At 45.2% G+C, this 26,070-nt stretch carries 20 protein-coding genes; 14 read left to right on the forward strand and 6 right to left on the reverse strand.

Annotated elements, in window-relative coordinates:
• The first annotated feature begins 64 nt into the window (after nt 1–64).
• The 4 genes from yjeH (at nt 65) to ACK8OT_RS08160 (ending at nt 4,564) form a co-directional block, all read left to right on the forward strand.
• Complete coding sequence (yjeH, locus tag ACK8OT_RS08145; RefSeq protein ID WP_410196005.1) at nt 65–1,318, forward strand: L-methionine/branched-chain amino acid transporter; 1,254 nt, start codon at nt 65–67, stop codon at nt 1,316–1,318.
• A gap of 90 nt (nt 1,319–1,408) precedes the next feature.
• On the forward strand, nt 1,409–2,434 hold the full coding sequence (gene hemB / locus ACK8OT_RS08150; RefSeq protein ID WP_410196006.1) for a porphobilinogen synthase: 1,026 nt from the start codon (nt 1,409–1,411) through the stop codon (nt 2,432–2,434).
• Nucleotides 2,435–2,446: 12 nt separating this feature from the next.
• A complete protein-coding gene (locus ACK8OT_RS08155; protein WP_410196085.1) occupies nt 2,447–3,325 on the forward strand; it encodes a LysR family transcriptional regulator in 879 nt (292 codons plus the stop codon).
• Nucleotides 3,326–3,670: 345 nt separating this feature from the next.
• Nucleotides 3,671–4,564 (forward strand): cation diffusion facilitator family transporter, encoded by an 894-nt coding sequence (locus ACK8OT_RS08160; RefSeq protein ID WP_410196007.1) that lies wholly within the window; start codon nt 3,671–3,673, stop codon nt 4,562–4,564.
• 50 nt (nt 4,565–4,614) lie between these two features.
• Here ACK8OT_RS08160 and gppA read toward each other — a convergent pair whose 3' ends face one another.
• Both gppA and rhlB read right to left on the reverse strand, forming a co-directional pair.
• A complete protein-coding gene (gppA, locus tag ACK8OT_RS08165) occupies nt 4,615–6,108 on the reverse strand; it encodes a guanosine-5'-triphosphate,3'-diphosphate diphosphatase (protein ID WP_410196008.1) in 1,494 nt (497 codons plus the stop codon).
• A 76-nt stretch (nt 6,109–6,184) separates the two neighbouring features.
• Entirely contained in the window at nt 6,185–7,462 is a 1,278-nt protein-coding gene (gene rhlB / locus ACK8OT_RS08170) for an ATP-dependent RNA helicase RhlB (RefSeq protein ID WP_410196009.1), read from the reverse strand.
• A gap of 110 nt (nt 7,463–7,572) precedes the next feature.
• Between rhlB and trxA the strand changes: the two genes are divergently transcribed.
• The 8 genes from trxA (at nt 7,573) to ACK8OT_RS08210 (ending at nt 17,076) form a co-directional block, all read left to right on the forward strand.
• Nucleotides 7,573–7,899 (forward strand): thioredoxin TrxA, encoded by a 327-nt coding sequence (gene trxA, locus ACK8OT_RS08175; RefSeq protein ID WP_410196010.1) that lies wholly within the window; start codon nt 7,573–7,575, stop codon nt 7,897–7,899.
• Nucleotides 7,900–8,135: 236 nt separating this feature from the next.
• Nucleotides 8,136–9,401 (forward strand): transcription termination factor Rho, encoded by a 1,266-nt coding sequence (rho, locus tag ACK8OT_RS08180; protein WP_410196011.1) that lies wholly within the window; start codon nt 8,136–8,138, stop codon nt 9,399–9,401.
• A 126-nt stretch (nt 9,402–9,527) separates the two neighbouring features.
• The gene (locus ACK8OT_RS08185) at nt 9,528–10,658 is read left to right on the forward strand and encodes a hypothetical protein (protein ID WP_410196012.1); all 1,131 of its coding nucleotides are present in this window, start codon (nt 9,528–9,530) and stop codon (nt 10,656–10,658) included.
• A gap of 389 nt (nt 10,659–11,047) precedes the next feature.
• The gene (gene ubiD / locus ACK8OT_RS08190; protein WP_410196013.1) at nt 11,048–12,529 is read left to right on the forward strand and encodes a 4-hydroxy-3-polyprenylbenzoate decarboxylase; all 1,482 of its coding nucleotides are present in this window, start codon (nt 11,048–11,050) and stop codon (nt 12,527–12,529) included.
• Nucleotides 12,530–12,562: 33 nt separating this feature from the next.
• The gene (locus ACK8OT_RS08195) at nt 12,563–12,826 is read left to right on the forward strand and encodes a 2Fe-2S iron-sulfur cluster-binding protein (RefSeq protein ID WP_410196014.1); all 264 of its coding nucleotides are present in this window, start codon (nt 12,563–12,565) and stop codon (nt 12,824–12,826) included.
• 15 nt (nt 12,827–12,841) lie between these two features.
• A complete protein-coding gene (fre, locus tag ACK8OT_RS08200) occupies nt 12,842–13,537 on the forward strand; it encodes an NAD(P)H-flavin reductase (RefSeq protein WP_410196015.1) in 696 nt (231 codons plus the stop codon).
• Between the two features lie 508 nt (nt 13,538–14,045).
• Entirely contained in the window at nt 14,046–15,839 is a 1,794-nt protein-coding gene (locus tag ACK8OT_RS08205) for a choice-of-anchor I family protein (RefSeq protein ID WP_410196016.1), read from the forward strand.
• Nucleotides 15,840–16,062: 223 nt separating this feature from the next.
• On the forward strand, nt 16,063–17,076 hold the full coding sequence (locus ACK8OT_RS08210; RefSeq protein WP_410196017.1) for an FAD-binding oxidoreductase: 1,014 nt from the start codon (nt 16,063–16,065) through the stop codon (nt 17,074–17,076).
• Nucleotides 17,077–17,088: 12 nt separating this feature from the next.
• Here the strand turns inward: ACK8OT_RS08210 and ACK8OT_RS08215 are convergent, their stop codons facing one another.
• The 4 genes from ACK8OT_RS08215 to ACK8OT_RS08230 all read right to left on the reverse strand — a co-directional run bounded on the left by ACK8OT_RS08215 (nt 17,089) and on the right by ACK8OT_RS08230 (nt 24,223).
• Nucleotides 17,089–18,393: a hypothetical protein gene (locus tag ACK8OT_RS08215; protein WP_410196018.1), complete on the reverse strand. Its 1,305-nt coding sequence runs from the start codon at nt 18,391–18,393 to the stop codon at nt 17,089–17,091.
• A gap of 153 nt (nt 18,394–18,546) precedes the next feature.
• Nucleotides 18,547–19,995, reverse strand: a complete 1,449-nt coding sequence (locus ACK8OT_RS08220; RefSeq protein WP_410196019.1) for a dihydrolipoyl dehydrogenase — start codon at nt 19,993–19,995, stop codon at nt 18,547–18,549.
• Nucleotides 19,996–20,122: 127 nt separating this feature from the next.
• Nucleotides 20,123–20,851: a glutathione peroxidase gene (locus tag ACK8OT_RS08225; protein ID WP_410196020.1), complete on the reverse strand. Its 729-nt coding sequence runs from the start codon at nt 20,849–20,851 to the stop codon at nt 20,123–20,125.
• 135 nt (nt 20,852–20,986) lie between these two features.
• A complete protein-coding gene (locus ACK8OT_RS08230; protein ID WP_410196021.1) occupies nt 20,987–24,223 on the reverse strand; it encodes a transporter substrate-binding domain-containing protein in 3,237 nt (1,078 codons plus the stop codon).
• Between the two features lie 200 nt (nt 24,224–24,423).
• On the opposite strand from ACK8OT_RS08230, the gene epd reads away from it, so the two are divergent.
• Together epd and ACK8OT_RS08240 are read left to right on the forward strand one after the other, a co-directional pair.
• Nucleotides 24,424–25,458, forward strand: coding sequence for an erythrose-4-phosphate dehydrogenase (gene epd / locus ACK8OT_RS08235; RefSeq protein WP_410196022.1), 1,035 nt, complete (start codon nt 24,424–24,426; stop codon nt 25,456–25,458).
• Nucleotides 25,459–25,782: 324 nt separating this feature from the next.
• Complete coding sequence (locus ACK8OT_RS08240) at nt 25,783–26,061, forward strand: hypothetical protein (protein WP_410196023.1); 279 nt, start codon at nt 25,783–25,785, stop codon at nt 26,059–26,061.
• Nucleotides 26,062–26,070: the final 9 nt, after the last annotated feature.

Below are 26,070 nucleotides of genomic sequence, written 5' to 3' on the forward strand. Positions count from 1 at the left end.
AGTCAAATTGACTTATAGGTAATTAGTTTGCATATTGTTTTCTTTTTGATGAATTATCCATGATATGAGCATATCAAAACAGGGCATTTCCGTGTTTCAAGGGGCGGGGATGTTGTTAGCCACTTTACTCGGCTCTGGGGTGTTGTTAGTGCCCGCCATTGTCGCCTCTTATGCGGGCGTTTATTCCTTGTTGGCTTGGGCGTTAATGGCGCTCGCTGTGTTGCCTATTGTGTTTACCTTTGCTGCGTTAGGGCGTGCTCATGCAAACCAAGGGGGAACCGCGCATTTTGTACAGTTGGCATTTGGCCATCGCGCTGCCGCTAGTTTGGCTTGGCTATATGTTTCTATTGCTCCCATTGGCCCTCCTGTGGTGCTGATCACCGGCGCGGCCTATTTTGCGCAGTTGTTTAATATACCTATGGTGATGGCATTGTGGCTTGAGTTACTCATGTTAGGGGCCATTTTTGTGCTTAATGTTTTAAGGTTGACCACTTCGGTGCGCTTGCAAACTTGGCTGAGTTACGGTGTGACGGCCATCATTATCCTAGTTTGTGTGGTAGCGCTTAGTAAAACTGAGGCTAGGTTGCCGCAAGGGCAGTTGCAGTGGGGAGCGATCGGGCAGTCGATGGCGGCCATTTTTTGGTGCTTTGTTGGGATTGAGGCTATTTGCCATGTTGCCAACGAATTTAGACACCCTAAGCAAGACTTTCCTCGTGCCGTGGTGCTGGGTGTGGTCATGGCGGCGGCCATCTATGTGGTATTAAGTATCGCGGTGTTGCAATACGGCGCTTATGGCGATGATGCCACTAATTTACTTTCCGTTATTCAAATTGCGCAGACTGCGTTAGGTCCTTTAGGGGCAAAATTGATTGCGTTGGTGGGATTTGTGGCGTGTTTTTGTGCGGTTAATTTATATGTTTTAAGTTTTGCTCGAATGCTGGCGAGCATGGCCGAGAAAGGTCAAGTGGCAACATGTCTAGCAAAGCAAAATCGCAATCAAAGTCCCATGCTTGCGGTGTTGATTGTAACACTCGCCATCGCCTTGGTATTGGTTCTACGGCATTGCTTTAATTGGTCTTTTGCTCATTTACTGGCATATGCCAACGCGGTTTTTGTGTTGATTTATTTAGCCGCAGGATTGTCTGCCATCAAACTATTGCCGGGCAAACAGCGCTATTTAGCTTGGTTTACGGCGCTGTTTTGCAGCTTAATTGCACTGTTCATGGCTACGGATACGCTTTACGGGGTGGCCGTTTTTGTCTTTGCCTTTGCGGTTTACAGTGTGAAGCAGCAAAAGGAGTTGCCAGAGCAAGCCTAGCGTTATCGACGATGCGAGAGTGCAGATTATTGCAGTGAATTATGATAACTTGCAGGTCACTTTACCCTATTCATTTTAAGGAGAAACAGCGTGTCGATTAATTTTGTAGGTGGTTTTCCGCGCCGTCGTCCTCGCCGTGTACGCAAGCATGATTTTTCTCGTCGTTTGGTGGCCGAACATACGCTAACCGTGAATGATTTGATTTACCCTATGTTTGTTGTTGAGGGCAATAACCGCTGTGAGCCGGTTGAATCTATGCCGGGGGTAAACCGAGTTTCAATTGATTTGTTATTAGAAGAAGCAAAGCAGCTGGTGGCGCTTGGTGTGCCAGCGGTGGCGCTATTTCCGGTGATCCCTGCCGCGTTAAAAAGTGAAATGGCAGAAGAGGCCTATCATGAAAAAGGCCTAGCGCAAAAAGCGGTGCGAGCACTAAAAGCGGTTTATCCAGAGCTTGGCGTGATCACGGATGTTGCGTTAGATCCGTTCACCGTGCATGGTCAAGATGGCATCATAGATGAGGATGGCTACGTGCTTAACGATGTCACTACCGAGGTGTTAATCAAGCAAGCCTTGTCGCATGCCGCTGCCGGTGCAGATGTTGTTGCGCCTTCAGACATGATGGATGGTCGTATCGGTGCGATCCGCGATGCCCTAGAGGAAGCGGGGTTTGTTAATACACAAATCATGGCTTACAGCGCTAAATATGCGTCTCATTATTACGGGCCGTTTCGTGATGCGGTCGGCAGTGCGGGTAATTTGAAAGGCGCGAATAAGTCGACTTATCAAATGGATCCTGCCAACACCAATGAAGCTCTGCAAGAAGTGGCGATGGATCTTCAAGAAGGTGCTGACATGGTGATGGTCAAACCGGGTATGCCCTATCTTGATGTGGTGCAGCGGGTTAAAGCCGAATTTGGCGTGCCTACTTTTGCTTATCAGGTAAGTGGTGAGTATGCGATGCATAAGGCCGCCATTGCTAATGGTTGGTTGAAAGAGCGGGAATGTGTGTTGGAATCCTTATTATGCTTTAAACGGGCTGGCGCTGACGGTATTTTGACCTATTTTGCTAAAGATGTTGCCACTTGGCTTAACGAAGCAAAGCAGGTTAATGAGTAATATTTTTTGTCTATGAATCTCGATCAGGTCGAAATATTTTGCCAAGTGGCTGAATCCGGTTCGATTGCACAAGCGGCGCGGTTACTGGGTAGTAACCGTACGCGCTTGAGTATGGCGATTAAAAGCTTGGAAAATGACCTTGGGGTCGACTTGTTCGTGCGCTCTGGCAATCGCTTGGAGTTGAGTGAAGCAGGCAAAACAATCTTGCGCGATTGTGAGAACTTGGTGTCAACCGCCGATCGCATCCGTAATATGTGCCAAGCCAAGGAAGAAACTTTCGCCGCCGAAATCTGGATTGCGCGAGATGACTCTTTGCCGGGGGATTTTTGGCGCGATACCTCATTGCAGTTAAGCAAAAAGTATCCCGCTACTTCGTTTAGTCTGGTGCAAGCTTCCAGTGGCGACTTGGCGTCAATGATTGAACTTAAGCAGGTAGATTATGCCTTTGGCATCGACTATGTGCTTGATGATATGCCCAGTTTGAAATACCAGCGTTTGGGTAAGATCCGCATGATGTCAGTGTGTCGATCCGAGCATAAGCTGGCTAAAATGCGGCGGGTAGAAGACTTCGATTTACGCCGTGAACTGCAAGTGTGTTTGGCCTATTTGAACCTAAAAGAAAACCCCGAATTAGCGCCGATGGCGAGCCGCTTTATCGGCTTTAACAGCTTTGAGCATATGCTGGATGCCATCTTACGCGAATCGGCTTGGGGAGTGTTGCCCGAGCCATTAATTAAATCCTACCTGCGTGAAGAAAAGCTGGCGGTGATCCGCCACTCCTACGGTTTAGTGCAAGAAGAGTTTTGTTTGTTAACGCCTGATTATTCACATAATCACCCCGCGATGGAATGGTTAGCCGAGCGGGTAACCGAATATCTGTTCTCTTATTAACTCTGTGTTGTGGGAGACCCAGTGACTTGTGGCTGCCCCAGTGATGGGGCGACTTAGTCGGCCTATTTATCGCTGCATGACACCAACTCCCACAGCTGACTGCAGCCTCTACAGTGATTACTTAATTGTCTATTTTTTAGTCGTTCATTGCCTTGCGTCGAACAGGGTTCAAAAAAGCTTTCGCTGAGCGTCAAAATTGTTGACGCTCAAGATTGTGTGTAAGTATTTGTTTTATAAAGATTAAATGAGCTCGCTTCGGTTTGTTATTCCTTTGTCATCTTTCTTCTTTTGATCATTCTTCGTTTTGCGCAGACACTCTTAGCATCTTATGGTTTTGGGGGATTTATGAGTAACAGCGCAAATAAAGAGCGAAGTTTGCTGATTTTATCGGCATGGTTGGCGGCTTTTTTTGCAATCATGTCTATTGTTTTCGGCTTAATGCTGGGGTCTTTGGTTATCGCATTTGATGGCTTCTATTCTCTGGTGAGTGTTGCTTTGACATTATTGTCGGTTTTGGCAGTCAGAATAGTTGACGCTCCTCGCGATCATGTGTTCCCTTTTGGTCGAGCGATTATTGAACCTTTGGTCTTGATCGTGAAAGGCAGTGTTATTTTTCTCCTATGTGGTTACGCTTTTTATGGCGCAATCGTGTCCTTATTTGACGGTGGACGCATCATAGATGTGAACATCTCGTTGTTGATTGGTGTGATTAACACCGTTGGCTGTTTTGTTATTTTCACTTACTTAACGCGAGCAGCGAAAGGCTCTGACTCGAGCCTGTTGCAGGCTGAAAATGCACAGTGGAAAATGGACGGTTACTTAAGTTTAGCGGTATTGATTGGCTTTGTGATTTCGGCTTTATTGCAGTCTTCTCCTTTTGCTGATTGGGCTCGCTACGCTGACCCTGTGATGATGCTGTTGGTGAGCTGTTACTTCTTACGGATGCCGATTGATATGGTGTCGCAAGCGGTGCGTGAAATCTTACACATGAAGGCCGATGAAAGCTTAGAGCAACAGGTTGATAAATGTGTGCACAGCTTAGACGGTAAAAGTCCGGTGCAGTTTCGTTTAGCTGGTTTGACTAAGGTCGGTCGAGAGTTACATATCCAATTAGAATTGGACAATCAAAAAACGCAGCCGGGTTTGCAGTTACAACACATCCAAATGGCGCAGTTAGCTCTTGAAAAGGAATTAAATAGATTGCCGTTTCGAGCGCAATTAAATCTTGCGTTGACCTGATTTGATAGCGTCGCTTCCGGTGGGCAATAACTCCCCCACCGGATTTGCTTTTAATTACTTTCTGTAACCCTTAGTAACAAGCCCGCTTTTTCTTGATATTCAATTTCTTGCATTAACTCAGCAGCGCGTAAAGCATGGCTTTCCAGCCAGCCATTGGGAAGCGTTAAGCTAAGGGTATCGCCTTGTTGCTTGAGGTCCAGCTCAGGAATAGAGCCTTTATTGCGACGCATACAAAGAATAATGGCTAGGCGCAATAAACGACATAACTGCACCGCTTGTTCTACTTCGATGGCATTTTGCTGGCTAAACATATCTAGCTGCAGCTTGCCTCTTTGATTGAATAACAAAGTGGCGAGCAGTTGTTTCTGCGCTGGGGTATAGCCAGGTAAATCTATGTTGTCGATAATATAGGCTGCGTGCTGTGGTGCCTTTTTATATTCAATACAGAGACCTATCTCATATAAAGTGGCCGCGCTGGTGAGCATGGTCAGACAGATTTCATCCTGCTGCGCTTCGCTTACTAAAGTTTGATACAGCAAGCTAGCGGTGCTGCGCACATGAATAGCTTGCTTTTGGTCTAATTGGTAGCGACTAATTAAGCTTCTTAGCGTGCGCTCTTGTACGCCGGGATATTTGGACTCTCCCAACATCGAATATATCAACCCTTCGCGTAAGGCGCCGCCGGCTAGGGTCATGGCATCTATCTCAAAGAATTCAAATATGGCGATTAAGATAGCTAGCCCGCTTGGAAACACAGCTAGCCGTTCGCTTGATAGACCCTGTAACTCCAGCGCATTAATGTTGCCGCAATCTATGCTTTGTTGCTTTAACTCGAGTAGCTTGTCTAGGGTAACTTGCTCGCTCAATCCTTGGGCTTTGAGGATGTTTTGCAGTGACTGGACTGTGCCTGATGCGCCCAAGCAGGTTTGCCAGCCTAGGCTCAGGTATTCTTGGCCTATGGGTTTAAGCTTGGCTTTGGCGGCGTTAATGGCAGCATCAAAGTTATCGTGAGTGAGTGCCTGATCTTTGAAATAGTGTTTAAGCCAAGTGACACAACCCATATCTAGGCTGTTGAGTAATAACGCCTCGGCCGACTTACCGATAACAAGCTCGGTACTGGCACCACCGATATCAATTACTAAGCGATTGCCTTCGCCGCAACTGGTTTGGGCAACGCCATAATAGATGGTTTCGGCTTCTTCAAGCCCAGAAATAATGTTGATCTTGTTTTGTAGGATTTGCTCAGCCTGTTCGATAAACACATCGACATTCTTGGCCAGCCTTAAGGTGGCGGTGCCCACAATGCGTACGTTTTCGGCTGGGACATCTTGTAGTTGCTCGGCGAAGAGACTAAGGCATTGCCAACCTCGAACCATGGCTTCGTGACTTAGCATTAAGTTATCGTCTAAGCCATCGGCAAGGCGTACCTTGCGTTTCACTTTGGCAATGGTGCGAATGGCGTCTTCAACTTCACGTACCACTAGCATGTGAAAGCTATTAGAGCCGAGATCTATGGCTGCGTAGAGGGGGGATTTGCTGCTCACTTTGCTCACCTACAAAAAAGGCTGGCTTAACAACTAAGCCAGCAGTTGGTAAACCAAAGTTGATACTTGGCTTACCTTATGTTCGTCTGTGCTGATTTTGCTTTCTGTTGTGCGATTTGTCTCTAAATTTTTGTGAATTAGGTGACTTCGCTTTATGAATACGTAGCGGCGGGGGTAAGTCATCAAGCAGGGCATCTTCATCAAACTCGCTGACAGGGATTTCTGCTTTGATGTATTCCTCTATCGCAGGGAGGTTAAAAATGTATTCTTCACAGGCAAGGCTAATTGCAATCCCTTTTTCACCAGCACGGCCAGTTCGCCCAATACGGTGCACATAGTCTTCTGCATCATCCGGTAAATCATAATTGAAGACATGGGTAACGGATGGAATATGCAAACCGCGAGCGGCGACGTCGGTTGCCACTAAAAAGTCCAGTTCACCTTTGGTGAATTGTTCGAGAATTTTTAGGCGTTTTTTCTGCGGCACATCACCCGTTAGCAAGCCGGCACGATGACCATCGGCGGCAAGTTGTCCCCAAACCAACTCACATTTGTGTTTGGTGTTGGCAAAAACAATGGCTTTATCCGGCCATTCTTCTTCGACTAGGGTCATGAATAAACGCATTTTGTGATCATTTGACGGGCGGAATAATTCCTGTTTAATCCGCGTACCTGTCATTTGCTCAGCTTCCACTTGAACGTGGATAGGGTCGTTCATATGCTCAAAGGCGAGCTCTTGCACGCGAAATGACAGCGTGGCAGAGAACAACATATTGAGGCGTTGTTTAGCCTCAGGCATGCGCCGGAACAAGTAACGTATGTCTTTAATAAACCCAAGATCAAACATGCGATCGGCTTCATCCAATACCACACATTGGATGGAGTTCAACGAGAAAGCACCTTGTTTGAAGTAATCAATAATTCGGCCTGTGGTGCCAATCAGCACGTCAACACCCGCTTCAAGTTGCTGTCGTTGGCTTTCATAACCTTCGCCACCGTACACAAGCCCCAAGCTAAGCTGACAGCTTTTAGCTATGGTGACCGCGTCGTTGTGGATCTGGATAGCAAGCTCACGTGTCGGCGCCATAATAATCGCACGCGGTTGATTTTGCTTGCGACCCTCTGGAGCTGGGTTTTCTAATAGGTGATGGAAAACGGCCGATAAAAAGGCGATGGTTTTACCCGTTCCGGTTTGTGCTTGGCCAGCAATATCTTTGCCATCCAGCACAACAGGAAGCGTAAGCGCCTGAATCGGAGTACAATTGTGGAAGCCCTTGGCTTCTAATCCAGAAATGACTTCAGCACGTAATGGAAAGTCTGAAAATTTCTGTTCTGTTAAGTGTGTTTTGCTCATATTCGTTAGCATATCAGGTAAAGCTTGCAATAAGAAACAGGATCTATTCAAATAAGGCAACTCTTTATGGATAAAAATCCATCAGAAGCTAAATTTTTTTGGAGTAAAAAATGAGTGACAAAATAGTTCAGCTAACAGATGCAGGCTTTGATGCGGATGTTGTTAATGCCAGTGGACCGGTATTGGTTGATTTTTGGGCAGAGTGGTGTGGCCCATGTAAAATGATTGCACCGATCTTAGACGAAATCGCAGCTGAGTATGAAGGCAGATTGACGGTGGGTAAATTAAACATCGATCAAAACAACGAAACTCCACCTAAGTTTGGTATTCGTGGCATTCCAACACTATTGCTATTCAAAGATGGCGCAGTGGCAGCGACTAAAGTTGGCGCACTATCAAAAACTCAACTAAAAGAGTTTCTTGACGCAAACATCTAATTAGTGAAATTGCAGATAACGGTCAAGCATATTTGTAGTGACAATATGCTGGCCGTTTTTTGACCTATTTTGTGACCGAGTTTAATTGTTTTTGGTGAATTAGTAGACGCCTTGGCGAATTAGTGCTAATTTACTTAGCGACAACCAATTTCCAAACAGCTATTCCTATATAACCTGTTTATTTACTGTTATTTAACCCCTTAATTCAAGTTTCTCACATTGAAAACCCCACAACTATGAATCTTACCGACCTTAAACATACCCCCGTTCCTGAGTTAATTAAACTTGGTGAATCTATGGGGCTAGAAAACCTAGCTCGCTTGCGTAAACAAGACATTATCTTTTCGATCCTCAAAGCTCATGCTAAAAGCGGTGAAGATATTTTTGGCGATGGTGTGTTAGAAATCCTTCAAGATGGCTTTGGTTTCTTACGTAGCGCAGATAGCTCTTATCTCGCTGGCCCAGATGATATTTATGTATCGCCAAGTCAAATTCGCCGTTTCAACCTACGCACAGGTGACACGGTTTCAGGCAAAATCAGACCTCCAAAAGAAGGTGAGCGTTACTTTGCTTTGTTGAAAATCAACCAAGTGAACTACGATAAGCCTGAAAATTCACGCAACAAAGTGCTATTTGAAAACTTAACGCCAATTCACCCGAATGAGCGTTTACGTATGGAGCGTGCCAACGGCAGTACCGAAGACATTACTGCACGTATTCTTGATTTGGCTTCGCCGATAGGTAAAGGACAACGTGGTCTAGTGGTTGCACCGCCAAAAGCGGGTAAAACCATGTTGCTACAAAACATAGCTCAAAGCATTGCCTTCAACCATCCTGATGCGGTACTGATGGTGCTGTTGATTGATGAACGTCCAGAAGAAGTAACCGAAATGCAGCGTCTAGTGCGCGGTGAAGTGGTTGCGTCTACCTTTGATGAACCAGCTAGCCGTCACGTTCAAGTAGCTGAAATGGTTATTGAAAAAGCGAAGCGTCTGGTTGAACATAAGAAAGATGTGATCATCTTACTAGACTCGATTACCCGTCTAGCACGTGCTTACAACACGGTGATCCCAAGTTCAGGTAAAGTATTGACCGGTGGTGTTGATGCAAACGCATTGCATCGTCCTAAGCGCTTCTTTGGCGCAGCGCGTAAAGTTGAAGAAGGTGGTAGCTTAACCATTATCGCAACGGCGCTGATCGATACCGGCTCGAAAATGGATGAAGTTATCTACGAAGAGTTTAAAGGTACCGGTAACTTAGAGTTACATCTAAATCGTAAGATTGCTGAAAAACGTGTTTATCCTGCAATCGACATTACCCGCAGTGGTACTCGTCGTGAAGAGTTGTTAACCACAGCTGACGAGCTACAGAAGATGTGGATATTGCGGAAAATCATCCACCCTATGGGTGAGATCGACGCAATGGAATTCCTCATTGATAAACTGTCTATGACCAAATCTAACGATGAGTTTTTTGATGCGATGAAGCGTCAAAAATCGTAATTGATTGGTGAGGGAGGTCTTTGTGACCTCCCTTTTAAATTAGCTCGCCAAATCTTTCCCCAGTTTGTATTTCTGCTAAATTAAGCGCACACTAAGGTGGTAAATGCCGAATTAGGATGTGTTTTAATGGCCTTCGCCAAAGTTGCTTTCGCCAAATGGACCTGGTCGATTGTTTGGTTGTTTAGCTTGCCAATTTTTGCCCAGACAGCATTATTTAATGATAATCATGGTGATACCTTCATCATTGACGGTTCGCGCGTGGCTGCTATCGAACGCAGCACCCATCTAAAAGACAGATTTAGTTCACTCGTACCACTGCTAGAGCAAGGCGAAGTAGAGCAAGTTGCCAACAACTTAGAAAGCTTGCCGCGCGAACAATATGAATACCTCTTGGTGTTGGTAAGTAAGCAAGCCATGGCGATGGATCATATTGATGATAAGCTACGGCATTGGTTAGTCGAGTTATCCCAATCTCGCCCTCATGTGCTCGTTGAGCAGCAAAATGATGATTTTGTCGTCAGTGAGCCGGCTTTTGATTATCCTGCGTTGGCGCGTGCCGCTTTACGTGGTTGGCGGGTTAACAACCAACACCTGACATATCATCGCCAACTTAGCCAAGGGCAGTTAGACGTTAAAGCCATATTTAATAGTCATAACCCGTATATAGATGACCAACAAGAGTCATTAGTCAAAGTGCTGCCAATGCAAAATCCAAAACGCTTGCAATGGTTAGAGCGAGAACTCGATGATCCCAACATATTTTTCCCTGACAACCTAGTGATAGCCAATATGGCCATGCTTAATGGCAGTGAGGATCTGTACCGCCGTTTATGGCTGCGACCGGTTGATCAACACAGTATGAAAGCGGCATGGTGGGTTAAGCAAAACTACCCTGCTGAACAGGCCTTTGAGTTGCTATGGATTGCCGCGCAAAACCAAGAATTAACCGAGCATGCATGGCAGCTAATGGCGGAATTAAAGCCGATGCCAAAACAAGCCGAAACCTATTTAGTGGCGGCTTTAGACAGTGAAGAAATGGGTGAAGTGGCAGCTCAAGTACTGGCACAGCTCACGGATCATAATATTCTGTCGCGTTTGGTTATCTTGGTGACGGAAGGGGATCCGGCGAAAACGGATACCCAAAATGCCTGGCTTAGTTTGTTCTTAAACACCTCACCGGAAGCGAAACGTTTAATTAAGCAATTGTTTGAACTAGATGACATCCGCAAAAACTACGGTCCGGTACCACAGCGTTAATTTGTTTTTAAGCCATTTCTTTCTATTTAGCGTATTCTCATCGCGTTGGGTTTAGCCCTTCGCAAATTCTGAAATATTCTTAGCTTGGTATATACCCAATCAACCTGGAGATGCTTGATTTCAGCAAGAATTTACAGACGTTTAGACAAGGCATTGATTGCAGGTAATGGCTTCCCCTTATCAAAATCAATAACGCGGCATAAACGGCTGTAAAACTTGCCCTTTGGGAGCGCCACCGTGTTTCCACTACGTTCTTACGCTAATTTAGAAGGCGCTTACATTCCTGCATTAGCGTGCCTAGTATTGAAAACACGGTGGGGCTCTGAAACATACATCTTCAAGTTGATTGGGTATATACTAGCTGCCTTCACAGCACAGGGCTTTCGCACATGAAGTATAAAGATTTACGAGATTTTATTGCTCTGCTGGAGCAGCGCGGTTTGTTGAAACGGATCTCTCAACCTATCGATCCGAATCTAGAAATGACGGAAATTGCTGACCGCACTTTAAAAGGCGGTGGTCCGGCATTGTTGTTTGAAAACCCGATCGGTTATGACATGCCCGTGTTGGCCAATTTATTCGGTACTACCGAGCGTGTGGCGCTGGGCATGGGGCAAAATGATGTGTCTGCATTGCGCGATGTGGGCACTTGGCTGTCATATTTGAAAGAGCCTGAGCCACCGAAAGGGTTAAAGGAGCTATGGGAAAAAATCCCCATCTTCAAGCAAGTGCTGAATATGCCGGTAAAGAAGCTATCAAAAGCGCCGTGTCAGCAAATTGTGCTTAGCGGTGATGATGTTGATTTAACTAAGATCCCGGTGATGCGATGCTGGCCGGGTGATGTTGCACCCTTGGTGACTTGGGGACTGACAATTACCCGTGGGCCAAATAAGAAACGCCAAAACTTAGGTATTTATCGCCAACAGGTGCTGGGTAAAAACAAACTTATCATGCGTTGGCTATCCCACCGTGGTGGCGCGTTGGATTTTCGTGATTTTCAGCAACAAAACCCTGGCCAACCCTATCCGGTTTCTGTTGCCTTAGGCGCGGATCCGGCGACCATTCTTGGTGCTGTCACGCCGGTGCCCGATACCTTAAGTGAATATGCTTTTGCTGGCCTATTGCGTGGCGGTCGTACCGAAGTAGTCAAAAGTATTTCCAATGATTTAGAAGTCCCCGCCAGTGCTGAGATAGTGTTGGAAGGCTTTTTATACCCAGATGAAATGGCACCTGAAGGGCCTTATGGCGATCACACGGGTTACTATAATGAGGTCGATGAATTTCCCGTGTTCACCGTGACGCATGTGACCATGCGCGAAAATCCGATTTATCACAGTACTTATACCGGGCGTCCACCGGATGAGCCGGCTATTTTAGGGGTGGCATTAAACGAAGTGTTTGTGCCGATCATTCAAAAACAGTTCCCTGAAATTGTTGATTTTTACTTGCCGCCTGAAGGCTGCTCTTATCGTATGGCGGTGGTGACGATTAAGAAACAATATCCAGGCCACGCTAAGCGTGTGATGCTGGGAGTTTGGTCTTTCTTACGCCAATTTATGTACACCAAGTTTGTGATTGTTTGTGACGACGACGTTAACGCGCGCGACTGGAATGACGTTATTTGGGCGATCACCACGCGTATGGATCCATCGCGCGACACAACCTTGATCGATCATACGCCAATCGATTACCTCGACTTTGCTTCACCCGTTTCTGGCTTAGGTTCAAAAATGGGCCTAGATGCCACCAACAAGTGGCCAGGTGAAACCAATCGAGAGTGGGGCGAGCCGATCGTGATGGATCCCGACGTGACTAAACGCATCGACGCGATTTGGCACGAGTTGGGGATTGATACTCCGCTTAAGCGCTAAGCTAAATAGTTAAATAATTGAATATAATGTTAAATGTTTAAAGCCAGATTACTACCTGATGGGGTAGAATTTGATATCAATGAAAACGAAACGATTTTGGCTGCGGCGATTCGTCAACAGATCCCGTTTCCTTATCGTTGTCGCAGCGGTGGCTGTCAAAGCTGCTTATGCCAGCGTATTCACGGCGAGGTGGAATACGGTGCCATGGAGCCTTGGTTAACGCAACAAGAGCAAGACCAAGGTTGGACTTATGCGTGCTTAGCTAAGCCATTATCGGATTTGGAAATAAAGCGGTAAGCTTTAGGAAAGGTTATGAAATCATATAGTTGTAAATTAGTTGAACTCTCTCAATTCACGGATTTTGTGTACAAGTTAGTGCTGAAACCTGATCAACGCGCAGAGTTTCTTGCCGGCCAGTATTTAACCGTTGTGATGGGGGAAAAAGACAAACGACCTTTTTCTATTGCCAATAGCCCAACCTCAGATGTTATCGAGCTGCATATAGGCGCTTCTGAGCATAACCCTTATGCAATGGAAGTGATTGAAAAAGTGAAAGCAACGGGCGAGCTGACGGTAGAAATTGCTGCGGGTAAAGCGTTCTACCGTGAAGAATCAAAGCGTCCAGCAATCTTAATTGCAGGAGGCACGGGCTTTTCATACGTTAAATCTATTTTGGATTACAGCCTAACCACGGCAAACAAACAGCCGATTTTTATTTACTGGGGTGTTAAACAGCCGGAGCATCTTTATGCGCATCAAGCGTTAGTTGAGCTGGCTAAACAGCATTCGCATCTCACTTATATCCCAGTGGTTGAAGAAGGCTCAGTTGAAGGCGGTAAAACAGGGCTGGTTCACAAGGCGGTGCTGAGTGATTTTGTCAGCCTAGAAGGCTACGATGTTTACATTGCTGGCCGTTTTGAGATGTCGGGCGCTGCCCGCGAAGATTTTAGAGCCCAAGGTATTGAAGAAGCTCACCTATATGGTGATGCCTTTGAATTTATTAAGTAGCCTGAGTTTGGGATAAGCCTATCGTATGAATATTCCGCAAAAACGCGCTGAATATGTCCGTATACGCTCTGCGTTTTCATCCCTGAAAACGAAGTTTTGCTACTGATTCATACGATATTCATTGGCTGGCTCCATTAACCAGAATTGAGATTAAGTAGTGTAAACTCGCCGCTTAACTCTCATTCTAATTAGTTGAAAATAATATTTATGGGGCATGTGCAAGCATGCTCCTAATTATTCCTGATTATTCGTAATTGTCCCAAATTGCTACTTGTTGCCTCCCTGTCAAACTATCTCATTCCTTCTGCTTATTTAATTTCGTCGCGGTTTAGTTATTTTGACTTAACCTTTATACCTGTTTGCTTTATAAACCCTCACCTTTGTTTATAACTAATTAATTAATAGCGGTTTTTTGTTGTAATCTGGCTGAAACAAAAAGTAAACTTAATGGTAATAAATAATCATTAGCATTAGCTAAATTTTAAAACTATAGCAATTAGGGAAAATAATGAAATTTAAGGGCATTAATACACTGTTAATCAGCAGCATGGCATTGGCTTACCAAGGCTTAGCTGTGGCTGGTAGCGACACTTCTGCTGTTCAAGCTCCGATTCCAACATTAATCGCACGTCATGCAACGGGTGTGTTTGATGAAAGTGCGGCTGAGATTGTTAGCTTTAACAAGCGAACCAAGCAAATTTTTGTGGTGAATGCCAAAAGTGGCGCAATCGATGTGCTAGATGGCAGAAAACTGAAAGCCAAAGTAAAAGTAAATGACCCTCTAAATCTCAACAACTTACCTAAACTAACCACGTTAGACGTGAGAAAAGACGTGGCTGATCCTTTAGTCGGGGCGGCAAACAGTGTTTCGGTTTCGGGTGATCTGTTAGCGGTTGCAATCGAAGCGGGTGACGGCAAGGGCAACAAGCGTCAGGGACGTGGTTACGCTGCATTTTATAAGATAGCGAAGAACGGCAAAATTACCTTTATCAAGGCGGTAAAAGTAGGCTATCTGCCTGATATGATCACTTTTACTCCTGACGGTAACACGGTATTAGTGGCCAATGAAGGTGAGCCATCGGGCGACTACAATGTTGATCCAGAAGGCTCTATTAGCCTGATAAAAATTAATCAAGGCCAACCAAGTGAAGCCATTGAACTGAGCTTTAGTGATTTCAACCAAGGCGGTGCACGCGCGGATGAAGTGCCTGCTGATTTACGTGTGTTTGGTAAGAGCATGGCGGGCGTGGCATCAACCCTGTCGCAAGACGTTGAGCCTGAATACATCACAGTGACAGCCGATAGCAGCACAGCTTTTGTATCGTTACAAGAAAACAATGGTGTTGCCGTGGTTGATGTGGCCAATGGCAAGATCAAACAGCTGATTGCATTGGGCTACAAAGATCACAGCAAGGTAGAGAATGCCCTAGATTTAAATGATCGTGACAATATTGATGGGATTGATGGTCTAGTGCTGGCGAATGGCAAGGCTAAGATTAATATTCGTCCTTGGCAAAATGTGGTGGGCATGTATCAGCCAGATTCTATCGCTAGCTACAGTGTTGATGGTCAGCACTACTTTGTAACGGCTAATGAAGGTGATGCACGTGAATACTTCTTTGATGCCACAGAAGCCGAATGTAATGAGCAAGGCGGATTAGCTTGGGATGAAGATGATGGCTGTTTAGCCTTCAATGAAGAATATCGTGTTGAAGATTTAGTTGATAGCGAAAAATTCAGCAGCGCACTCAATGATAAGACGGGTGAAGAGCAATTAGGTCGATTAAAAATTACCAATACCTTAGGTAAAAATGCTAACGGCGAATATGAAACCCTTTATGCATATGGCGCACGCTCTTTCTCCATTTGGTCTGAATCAGGCGAGTTAGTGTTTGATTCTGGCAGTGATTTTGAACGTATCACAGCGCAGCGCGTAAAAGAAAACTTCAATGCCAGCAATGATCGTCCACAGCAAGATAAGAAAAACGATCGTTCTAGCGCGAAAGGCCCAGAGCCAGAAGCGTTAGCCATCGGTGAGATCGACGGTCGTACTTACGCCTTTATCGGCCTAGAGCGTGTTGGCGGATTTATGATGTACGATGTGACTGTACCAGCAGCGGCAAAATTTGTTAGCTACACAATTAACCGTGATTTTAGCAAGGATCCAGCCAATGAAGCCGCGGGTGATGTAGGACCAGAAGGGATGTTATTTGTAAATCAAAAAGACAGCCCAACAGGCTATCCATTGCTTATTATTGGTAACGAAGTCAGTGGTTCAACCTCGGTTTACCAATTAAAGTAAACTTAACTAAGTGACAGAAAAGTAACAGGGTTGCTCCTGTCTTGGCGAAGCCATCCGTTTGGATGGCTTTTTTTGTGGTATTTATTTGACTCTTTATCGTTAGCTCAAGTCCCGTTTATCTTCTATACCTAAAACACGACTTCACAAATGGACGTGTGTTACTTATCTTGCTTGTATCGCTTCTAGTGCAGGGGGTTAAGTAAACAGTACCAAAGGTTCTGCTATGGCAACTCTGACATTCAATGGCCAGACATTTCCGCTCGATACCAGTAAATCATTACTTGATAACTTACTTGCTGCAGGCATAAAAATACCTTACTCATGTAAAACGGGTTTATGCCAAAGCTGTATTTTACAAAAAGTAGCTGGTGATATAGATGAAGAAGCCCAGCAAGGGCTTCGCGAAACCTTAGCGCTGCAAGATTACTATAAAATGTGCACCGCTTTTTGTGATACTGATGTTGCCTTAACCACAGGAAAGCGAGCTGATTATTTGGGGAGAGGGGTGATTACAGCGAAGCGGATGCTTAATGACAAAGTATGCGTGTTGGAGCTAGAGCCTGCCAACCCTATCTACTACCATGCGGGGCAGTTCCTTAATTTTCGCCGTGACGATGGTGAAACGCGCAGTTATTCCATTGCTAGCTTGCCAGTGCGAGGCGGCGCCTTAGAGTTTCATATTGAGCGCATGAAAAATGGCGTATTAAGTAACTGGCTAATTGATGAAGCCAAGGTAGGTGACTGTATTGACATTCAAGGCCCTTACGGACGGGCATTTTACACCCATACCCCCAGCAACATGAATTTGCTACTGATAGCCAATGACTGTGCGCTTGCACCTGCTTTAGGTGTGGTTCGAGATGCCCTAGACTCAGGTTTTGCGGGAAACATTTACCTGTACCATGGTAGTAAGACCTTAGCGGGGTTGTACTTTCATGATCAGTTGTTGAGTATGGATGAGGCGTTTGATAATTTTCACTATCGCCCTTGTTTAGATGACCAGAGCCAAATTAGGGAAGATTTACCGGCTCAGTATTTTCAGGGCAATATGGCCGAGTTGGCATTGGCTCGGTTTAGCTCTTTAGCGGCATTTAAGGTTTATTTGTTTGGTGATCCTGCCATGGTCAGAAAAACCAAAGAAGCTGTCATTGAGCGAGGGGGAAAGGTCAATAATGTGTTTATTGACCCCTTTGATTACCGCGATTTAAGAAGAGTTAAGCGATCATCTGCCGCTTAACTCTTTAGTCCCTTAGTAGCGAATACGATCTAAGCGAGGATCAAATTGGCTATCGCTTATGCTGCGACTATTAGGATTAATCGATGAGCAATAACCTATTAACGGTAATGTGGTTGGAGAGCCCAAGGTACTGAAGAAGGAATCGATTTCAAGTAACTCGGTACCACTGATGTTAGCTAGCGCTTTTCTCGCTACGGCTTGGGCGCGAGGGCGCACTTCACTTGCCGCAAGTCGGTTGCGTTGCCCCCAGCCAACGATGTAGTCATCACATTTGGTATAGGTCTCTGGAACCTCAAGATACACCACATCACGATCTATGTTGTAGTGGTACTTCATCATGGTTTCTTCGAACAACATGGCAAAATCTTCATAGCCGGTATAGTAAGCATACTGATCATTTGCCCCTTCGCCCTCCAACATTGCGCCTACATCGGCGGCGGTGTAAGCCTTTTGTTCTGCCGTTGGTGTTTCACCTCCATACAGTGCTTGAGATAGGGACTTCATGTTTTTGTTGGTTAAGGCAAAAGTGCTAGTGAATACTTGTTCGTTCATCACTGGAATAGTGCGGCTATTATAGATATCAGATAGCCGTGTGTCGGAGGGAGTCAAGGTATCAAGGAAGGTATGATGATAAGCATCTCGAGCATGGGCTAATTCATGAAACAGCAAGCTTGCTAATACCGGCACGGTAGCAGCTAGGCTACGCTCGGTTTGATCATTTAAGGTGCCCGGCGGAAATGCTCTGGCATTATCTTTAACAAAGCGCTGTGTGGCTTCAAATTGAAATTGGCGGGCGTATTCGGCTCGCTGGTCTTCATCTTTATTGATGGTGGCTTTTTCTGAGTTAGTTAGCCAAATAAAATCGGGATCGATGTAGATTGCTCCCGAGTAAGGGCTAAAAAAAGCGGGGCGGATGTCTTTACTTATCACCACTGCGCGGACACTTTGAAATAAGGGCAGCATGGTGTTGGGCATATTACTCTGTTTGAGCATATCTTCGAAGCGCTTTGCCATCCACTGATCAGATACCACCACGCGGTTCATTATATCTTCTACCGTGGGGTTAGGATTCGCTTGGTAGATGAAGTTAAGCTCATTTAGGGAGCACGCGTTATTGGCCTGTAAGCCGAGTACACATGGGATCAGCTTATCGGCATAGGGGCTATTGCTACGCGCTAAAACCAAACTATCAGCTGGCACTTCAGGAGGATTGCTACCGCCGCCATCATCGGGTTTGCCGGACAAATCAAGGGAGCCGCCGCCACAGCCATTAAGGAGTAAAAGCGCGGCTAACACACCGCATCGTAAAACTGACATTGCCCAACATTCCTTTGAAAATGAGATAGAATTTTACATTTTCAGGATATTTGATTAGCTGTCAACTAAAGGTCATCACTAGCAGGGCGAATGGCATGGTTAATAGTAAAAACAGTGAGCCGCCCGACAAACTAAAGCGAGCGGCTTATAGGTTTAACAACCTGGGCCACATTCCATACACATCTGGGTCATTTCTGGCCCTAGGTGTAATTTGGCGTTGAGGTCACGCAATGCGGTACGAACGCCTTCTTCAATCACCGGATGATAAAAAGGCATATCCAGCATTTGCGCTACGGTCATTTTGTTTTGGTGCGCCCAAGCCAACAGGTGCGCTAAATGTTCCGCATTGGGGCCGGTCATTTCTGCACCTAGGAAGCGGCCAGTGCCGTTTTCGCCATAAACTTTTAGTAGTCCTTTATTGACTAACATGACGCGACTACGGCCTTGGTTTTCAAAACTTACTTCGCCGATGGCAAAACATCCACAGCCACCTAGACGGCGTTCAATATCACGGTAGCTTTCACCTAACATGGCAATTTGTGGGTCACTGAATACTGCCGCGATCGGAGTGCGACGTAGGCCTGCTCGAATGTCGGGATAAATGCCCGCATTGTGACCCGCAATTTTTCCTTGATCGGCCGCTTCATGAAGCAACGGAATTTGGTTGCTTGAATCGCCCGCGATAAAAATATTCGGGATCGACGTTTGCATAGTGAACTTATCTGCAACAGGCACGCCCTTATCATCAAGTTGGATGTCGAGTTGCTCAAGGCCAATTTTATCGACATTAGGGCGACGGCCAGTGGCAGCTACCAAGTAATCAACTAAGGCTTGTTGCTCATTACCTTGTTTATCTGTGTATTGAATCAGTACTTTATCACCTTGGCGCTCGCCCTTACTGACCTTAGCATCGGCATCTAAATAGAATTCCTCGGCAAAGGTTTGATAGGCGTAAGCCATCACATCAGGGTCAGTTAGTGGACCCACTTGACCCCCAACGCCAAACATCAAAACTTTTACGCCTAGGCGATGCAAGGTTTGGCCTAGTTCAAGGCCAATAACACCGGGGCCAAATACCGCAATGGACTCAGGTAAGTCATCCCAGTCGAAGATGTCATCGTTGACCACAAGGCGATCGCCTAACTCATTCCAAGGAGCAGGCCAGCTAGGACGAGAGCCCGTGGCGATAACGATGCGCTTGGCTTGGATCTGCAGATCTTCGCCCACTTGCAGGGTGTTCGCATCGATAAATTTTGCATAACCCGAAATCTTATCTTCACTTGGTATGCCATCAACGGACTCAAGCACAAAGCCAACAAAGCGATCGCGTTCGGCTTTCACTCGAGCCATGACTTGCTTGCCATTGATTTGTGGTTTGCCAAGATGCACACCAAAAGCGGCTGATTTTTTATATTGATGCGCGTTTTCTGCTGCCGCAATGAGTAGTTTACTTGGCATACAACCGACGCGAGCACAGGTTGTGCCGAACGGACCGCCCTCAATGATGGCGACAGAGTTTGTGGTTTCTTTTGCTGCTCGGTAAGCGGCTAAGCCTGCTGTGCCACCGCCAATAATCGCTACGTCTAATTGTTTCACTTTCATAACAACCTCATTAAGGGAGAAATTCACTTGCCTGATCTTACGTTGCCAACATCAGGTAAATAAACTTGATTACAGTCAACTTGATGGGAGGTTAAGGGCAAATGGCTTGCCCTTAACCTGTTGAGTATTAAGCGAAGTACGCGGTTAAGTCATCGCTGCCGCCAATGTGCTTACCACCAATGAATACCTGAGGTACCGTGGTGCGTCCGCTAATGGCACGAAGACTTACGCTGGTTGCATCTTGGCCTAATACGATTTCTTCGTAAGCTAAGCCCTTTTCTTTTAGCAATGCTTTAGCCTTAGCACAGAAAGGACAACCTGGCTTAGTGATAATGCTAATGGCTTCAGGCGCTTTCGCATTTGGGTTAATGTAATTTAGCATGGTATCTGCATCGGACACCTTGAACGGGTCGCCTGGCTCATTTGGCTCGATGAACATTTTTTCGATAACGCCATCTTTTACCAGCATAGAGTAGCGCCAGCTGCGTTTGCCAAAGCCTAGGTCGTCTTTGTCTACTAGCATGCCCATGCCTGCGCTAAATTCGCCGTTACCATCAGGAATAACACGAATGTTGTCAGCTTCTTGGTCTGCCAGCCATGCGTTCATTACAAACGTATCGTTAACACTGATACAAACGATTTCATCCACGCCATTTTGTTTCAATACGCCAGCTAGTTCGTTGTAGCGAGGTAGATGGGTCGATGAACAAGTTGGTGTAAACGCACCTGGAAGTGCAAATACTGCCACGGTTTTACCTTTGAAAATTTCATCTGTAGTGACATCAACCCAAGCATCGTTAGCACGAGTATGGAATGTAACTTGAGGTACTGATTTGCCTTCTCTATTTTCTAACATTTTATTTTCCTTATTTTTTGCAAAAGGTTTGTCGTTTCAATGGGGTCATTATGGTAGAAAATAACGTAATCTTAAAATGGTTTAGATCAATACTACTGATAGTCTAAAGCTATTGATTTTTGCTTTTTGATAGCTCTAATCTTTTTTGTTTGCTAGTAGCACACAGTTACGGTTGTGCTCTTTAGCTTGATAAAGCGCATCATCTGCCTGTTGGTAAATGGCTTCTTGGTCTGTTTCTTGGTCTGGAGTAACAATGTTGACACCAATAGAAATGGTGATGGTATCGTAGGGTTGATTACGGATATGGGTAATATTCAGGGCTTCTATGGCTTCTTTTAATCGATAGGCTGTATCTAACACGTCGTTATCAATCGCCGCGCCAGAGATGATCACGCCAAATTCTTCGCCGCCAAGCCTGAAAACGTAGTCACAAGCGCGGTTTAATTTACTTTGTAAGGCTTTAGCAATATCAATCAATACTTGATCACCTTTGGGGTGGCCGTAGGTATCGTTAAAGGCTTTAAAGTGGTCGACATCGATCAGCATAAAGCCAAACAATTTGCCATCACGCTTGGCGCGAGCCAGTTCCTTGGGAAATATTTCATTGAAATGGCGGCGGTTAAATAGCCCTGTTAATTCATCAATTCGGGTGATGTTTTCAATGCGTTTTTTATCGGTAATATCTTGCTGGATGACACTAAAACCAACGACTTTCTGACCGCGCTTGATCGGGGATAAATAGGTTTCGGTATTGAGCAATTTGCCATTCTTTTTGACATAACTAAACTCGCCCTGCCAATTTTGACATTGATTAATGGCCTGATAGAAGGCGGAATCTATCTCATCATTATTCGCGTCGAGGTAGAGTAAACGGAAATCACTGTTGATCAGTTTGTATTTGGCGATACCTATGGTTTGGCAGAAGGCATCACTGGCATCGATAATGGTTTGATCAAGATCGATTTTCAGGTTCAGGACATGGTGGTCGATAATGTCCAAATAGCTGTTTATTTTTCTGTTCAAACTGCTTAGCTTGCGATTCCAATAAATGAATAAGCTTAGCAGTACTAAAATGGACAAAGCCATCGGCCAAAGTTTGCGATAATCACCTTCATGTAAATACTTAATGTTGATCCAGCGGTTAAAGATTTCATCATGCTCTGTAGGCTTAATATCTCGGGTAGCCGCATCAAAAATTTGCCGCATTAATGGCTCATCACTACGGGTAGCGACCCCCACCGACCATTCTAAACCGGTAGCACCGTTTATTTTTACATTGGTAATTTTGCCTTTTTGGATCACGTGGCTAGCTGATGCAACCGTGCCTAAAAATGCAAACAGCTCGCCGCTGGACACCTTTTCAATGCCTTTTTCAACATTACTGACTTCTTTTATATTGGCATTAGGGTATTGCTGTTTAACCATCTCAACTAATGAATAACCTGCCACGATGCCAATTGGCTTGCCTTCAATTTGGCCTAAGTTACCAATGAAGTAGGGAAGCTCTCGCGTGATCACGACCACGGGTAGTTTCATAAACGGCTCGCCAAAATCAAGGTACTCTTCTCGGCTTGGCGTTTTGGCTGCGGCTGAAATAATATCGCATTCGCGCAGCTTGGCTTTTGATAGGGTTTGGGTCCAGCTTCTTGTTGGTATTAGCTTAAATTCTTTACCCAGCTTTTGTTCGTACAATTTCATGGTATCGGCAACAATCCCTTGATGTTGCTGTTTATCATCTATCCATTCAAAAGGAGCCCAATCGGGGTCAACACACATGGTTATCCATGGCTTATGGCTCAGAAAAGCTTGTTGTTCCAAATTAAAAATGGTGTTGATGGTGTCAATGTTCAGGCCCTCTTTTAGGCTACTTTCAATCAACTGTTCATTGTGTTGTTGTTGATCTAGGCTGAGCCATTGTTTTCTTAAAGCGATGTGCTCTTCGGGAGCGATGCTGGTAAGCGCTTTATTGATAATGCTAGTTAACAGCGGATCTTTATGGCCGATACCGATACTGAAATGGTTTTTGAATGGGGTAAAACCGTGCATTCTAAGGTTAGCTAAGCCTTGCTCTTGGATATGATATAAGCTGACAAATAAGGTGCCGAGCGTGGCGTCAACTTGGCCCTTGGCTGTCGCTTCCAGTGCGCTGGTGACATCATCAAATAGTTTGATTTTGATATCAGGATAGCTCACTCTCACTTCTGTTTCATCACTGTAACCCGCCACCAGTGCTAAGGTTTTTCCCGATAGCTGCTCTAGGGTGTAATAGGGGGTTTGCTGTTGGCTGAGAATGGCCACCGGTGAGCTTAAAAATGGCTGACTGAAATTCAGAAAAGATTGGCGCTCAGGCGTGTTAATTATGCCGGATATCAGGTCGCATTGTCCGTGCTGCGCTTTGTCTATGGTTTCTTGCCAACTTGAGGTTGGATTCAGCGATAGGTTTAATCGTAAACGTTTGGCAATCACGCCTAAGTAATCGGCGAACAAACCTTTGTGCTGGCCATTGCTGTCGATTTGATCATAAGGCATCCAGTCTGGATCAACACATAAGCTTAAGCTGTCTAATTTTTGCAGGTAATCTTGTTCAACTTGGGTCAAATTTAAACTGTTGGCTTGATTGATGCGATTGAATTCGCCTAGCCATTTTTGGCGCAGGGGGATCAGCTCACTCTCTCTGATTTGCGCGATGGCCTTATTGATGATGCTTTGCATTAATGGCCAATCGTCACGTACTGCGATATGTAACAAATCAGATTGCTTGTCGTCCATTTCAACACTGCCTGTCACCGATAGATTACCCATCAGGTGTTTCTCCATTAGGAAATTGACGGTGGCGAGGTTATCGATATACGCATCGGCTTGATCGGTTGCTACCGCGCGTAATGCCGCCAGCGGGGAAGCAACATTGAGCTGTTTGATATTGGGATAATGCTGAGTTAAAAACTTAGTTACGTGGTAGCCAGCGACAACAGCGATGGTTTTGTCTTGTAAGGCAGCGAGATGAGATAAATGCTTGTTTTGTTGGTTACTTACGATGACATTGTGCATCTCAAAGTAAGGCGTTGAAAAAATTAAGAATTTCTCTCGTTCTGGAATTTTCGCAATGGAATGCATTAAATCCAGTTCTTTTGCTTTGGCTTGTTCTAACAACTGGAACCAACTGTAGCCATTGACATAGCTAAACTTAACGCCGATTTTGTCCGCGATTAGGTTTAGATAATCAATAGAATAGCCAGCAGGCTCACCTTTATCTAAGAAATCCAAAGGAGGCCAATCGGTCTCATTTGATACCCGAATGACGGGATGCTCGGTTAAAAAGGCTTCTTCTTCTGCGGTGAGCACTAAATCATTAGCCACACTAGGCTGGTTCACTAAAAAACAGCAAACGAGCAAGGTGAGAACGAAAGAAATGCGCGAGCCAATCAAAAACTAATGCCTTAGATGTAAAGTAAATGTGAATAAGCTTAAATTATTAAATATCATGCCCAGAAATGATATAGCCTAGCTTCACAGTTTATAATGACAGCGATATTAACTGCCTTACCAAAGCAAGGGCTTTTTTGGAGATAAACATGCTAAAAATTGCGATAAATGGATTTGGTCGTATTGGTCGCAGCGTATTACGGGCTATCTACGAAAATGATTATGCCGGGCAGATCCAAGTAGTTGCAATTAATGAACTCGCTACCCCTAAAGCGATGGCGCACTTGTTGCAGTATGATTCAAGCCATGGTCGCTTTAAGCCCGCCGTGCATTTTGATCAGCAGCATCTCTACATTGAACAAGATCGTATTGCCATTTTTCATCAAGGCGAGATTGAAATGCTACCTTGGCATGACTTAGCGGTGGACATAGTGTTGGATTGCACAGGTAAATACGGTAGTCGTGATGATGGTTTGAAGCACCTCCAAGCTGGCGCGGGTAAGGTGCTGTTTTCTCACCCCGGCAGTGCCGATTTAGATCACACCATTATTTATGGCGTAAACCATCAAACCTTAACCCAAGCCCATCAAATTGTGTCTAACGGCTCGTGTACGACTAACTGTATTGTGCCTGTTATTCATCTTTTAAATCAGGAGTTTGGCATTGAATCTGGCACAATCACGACAATCCATTCGGCGATGAACGATCAGCAAGTGATTGATGCTTATCATCAAGATTTGCGTTTGGCACGTGCAGCTAGCACCTCTATCATTCCGGTTAATACCAAACTGGCGCGAGGCATTGAGCGCATCATGCCCGAGTTTGCCAACAAATTTGAAGCCATTGCCGTCAGAGTTCCCACCATTAATGTGACGGCAATGGATTTAAGTGTCAGCCTAAAAACCCAAGTTGATGTTGCTACCGTTAATGCGTTACTAAAACAGCAAACCCAAACTTACTATCAAGGCATAGTCGATTACAGCGAAGCAGAGCTGGTTTCCGTCGACTTCAATCATGATCCCCACAGCGCCATCATTGACGCCAGTCAAACCCGAGTAAGTAATGGTAACCTATTGAAAACATTGGTTTGGTGTGACAACGAATGGGGCTTTGCCAATCGCATGCTCGATACGGCACTGGCGATGCACTTTGCGCCTTTGGCTGTAAATGAAACCATACAGTGACATAGATAAACTAGCCCTGAAAAGCCATCTACTAAGGCACAATATTTATTGAATATAAATAGTGCCTGTCTTGTTAGTCTATTCAATACTCGATAGGGGTTGGTACCAAGGCGAGCGCATGAGTGTACAAAATGCAATCAACCAAGGGAACAAAGTGGAATTTTCTTATACGAAACGCCGTGAAATCATCCTGGCGGCAGATATTCGTTTAAGAAAACACCACTAAACGCTCAAAAAGCATTCATGCGTTTGCCCTGGGGTTGGTACAGGTTGCTCTTGTGGTAATAATAAACAATCGCGAATGGCATATTGAAGGAGTCAGAATTGTTTACTAGGCCGAGAGAAAAAATAATTGCGGATGCGCTGTCTGAAATAAACACTAACTACTGGGATAGAGCTTTCAAAGTGGGTCTTGAGTTAGTTCCATTTGGTATTCGTGAAGCTGAGTTAATGATTTCTGATTCTGAGCTATTCGCTGAGAAAGAACTTGTGCAGGATGTTTCGGTTAGCAATCTACCATTTTCGACGACGAGGGGCCTTTTACGAGCTGAAGAGTGGCAGCACAGGGCAGGTAAGCGGCGCACCCAAGGTCAATATTTATAGAGAGGCAAG

The organism is Motilimonas thetidivivens (assembly GCF_046452435.1).
GTDB lineage: Bacteria > Pseudomonadota > Gammaproteobacteria > Enterobacterales > CBDFNC01 > Motilimonas.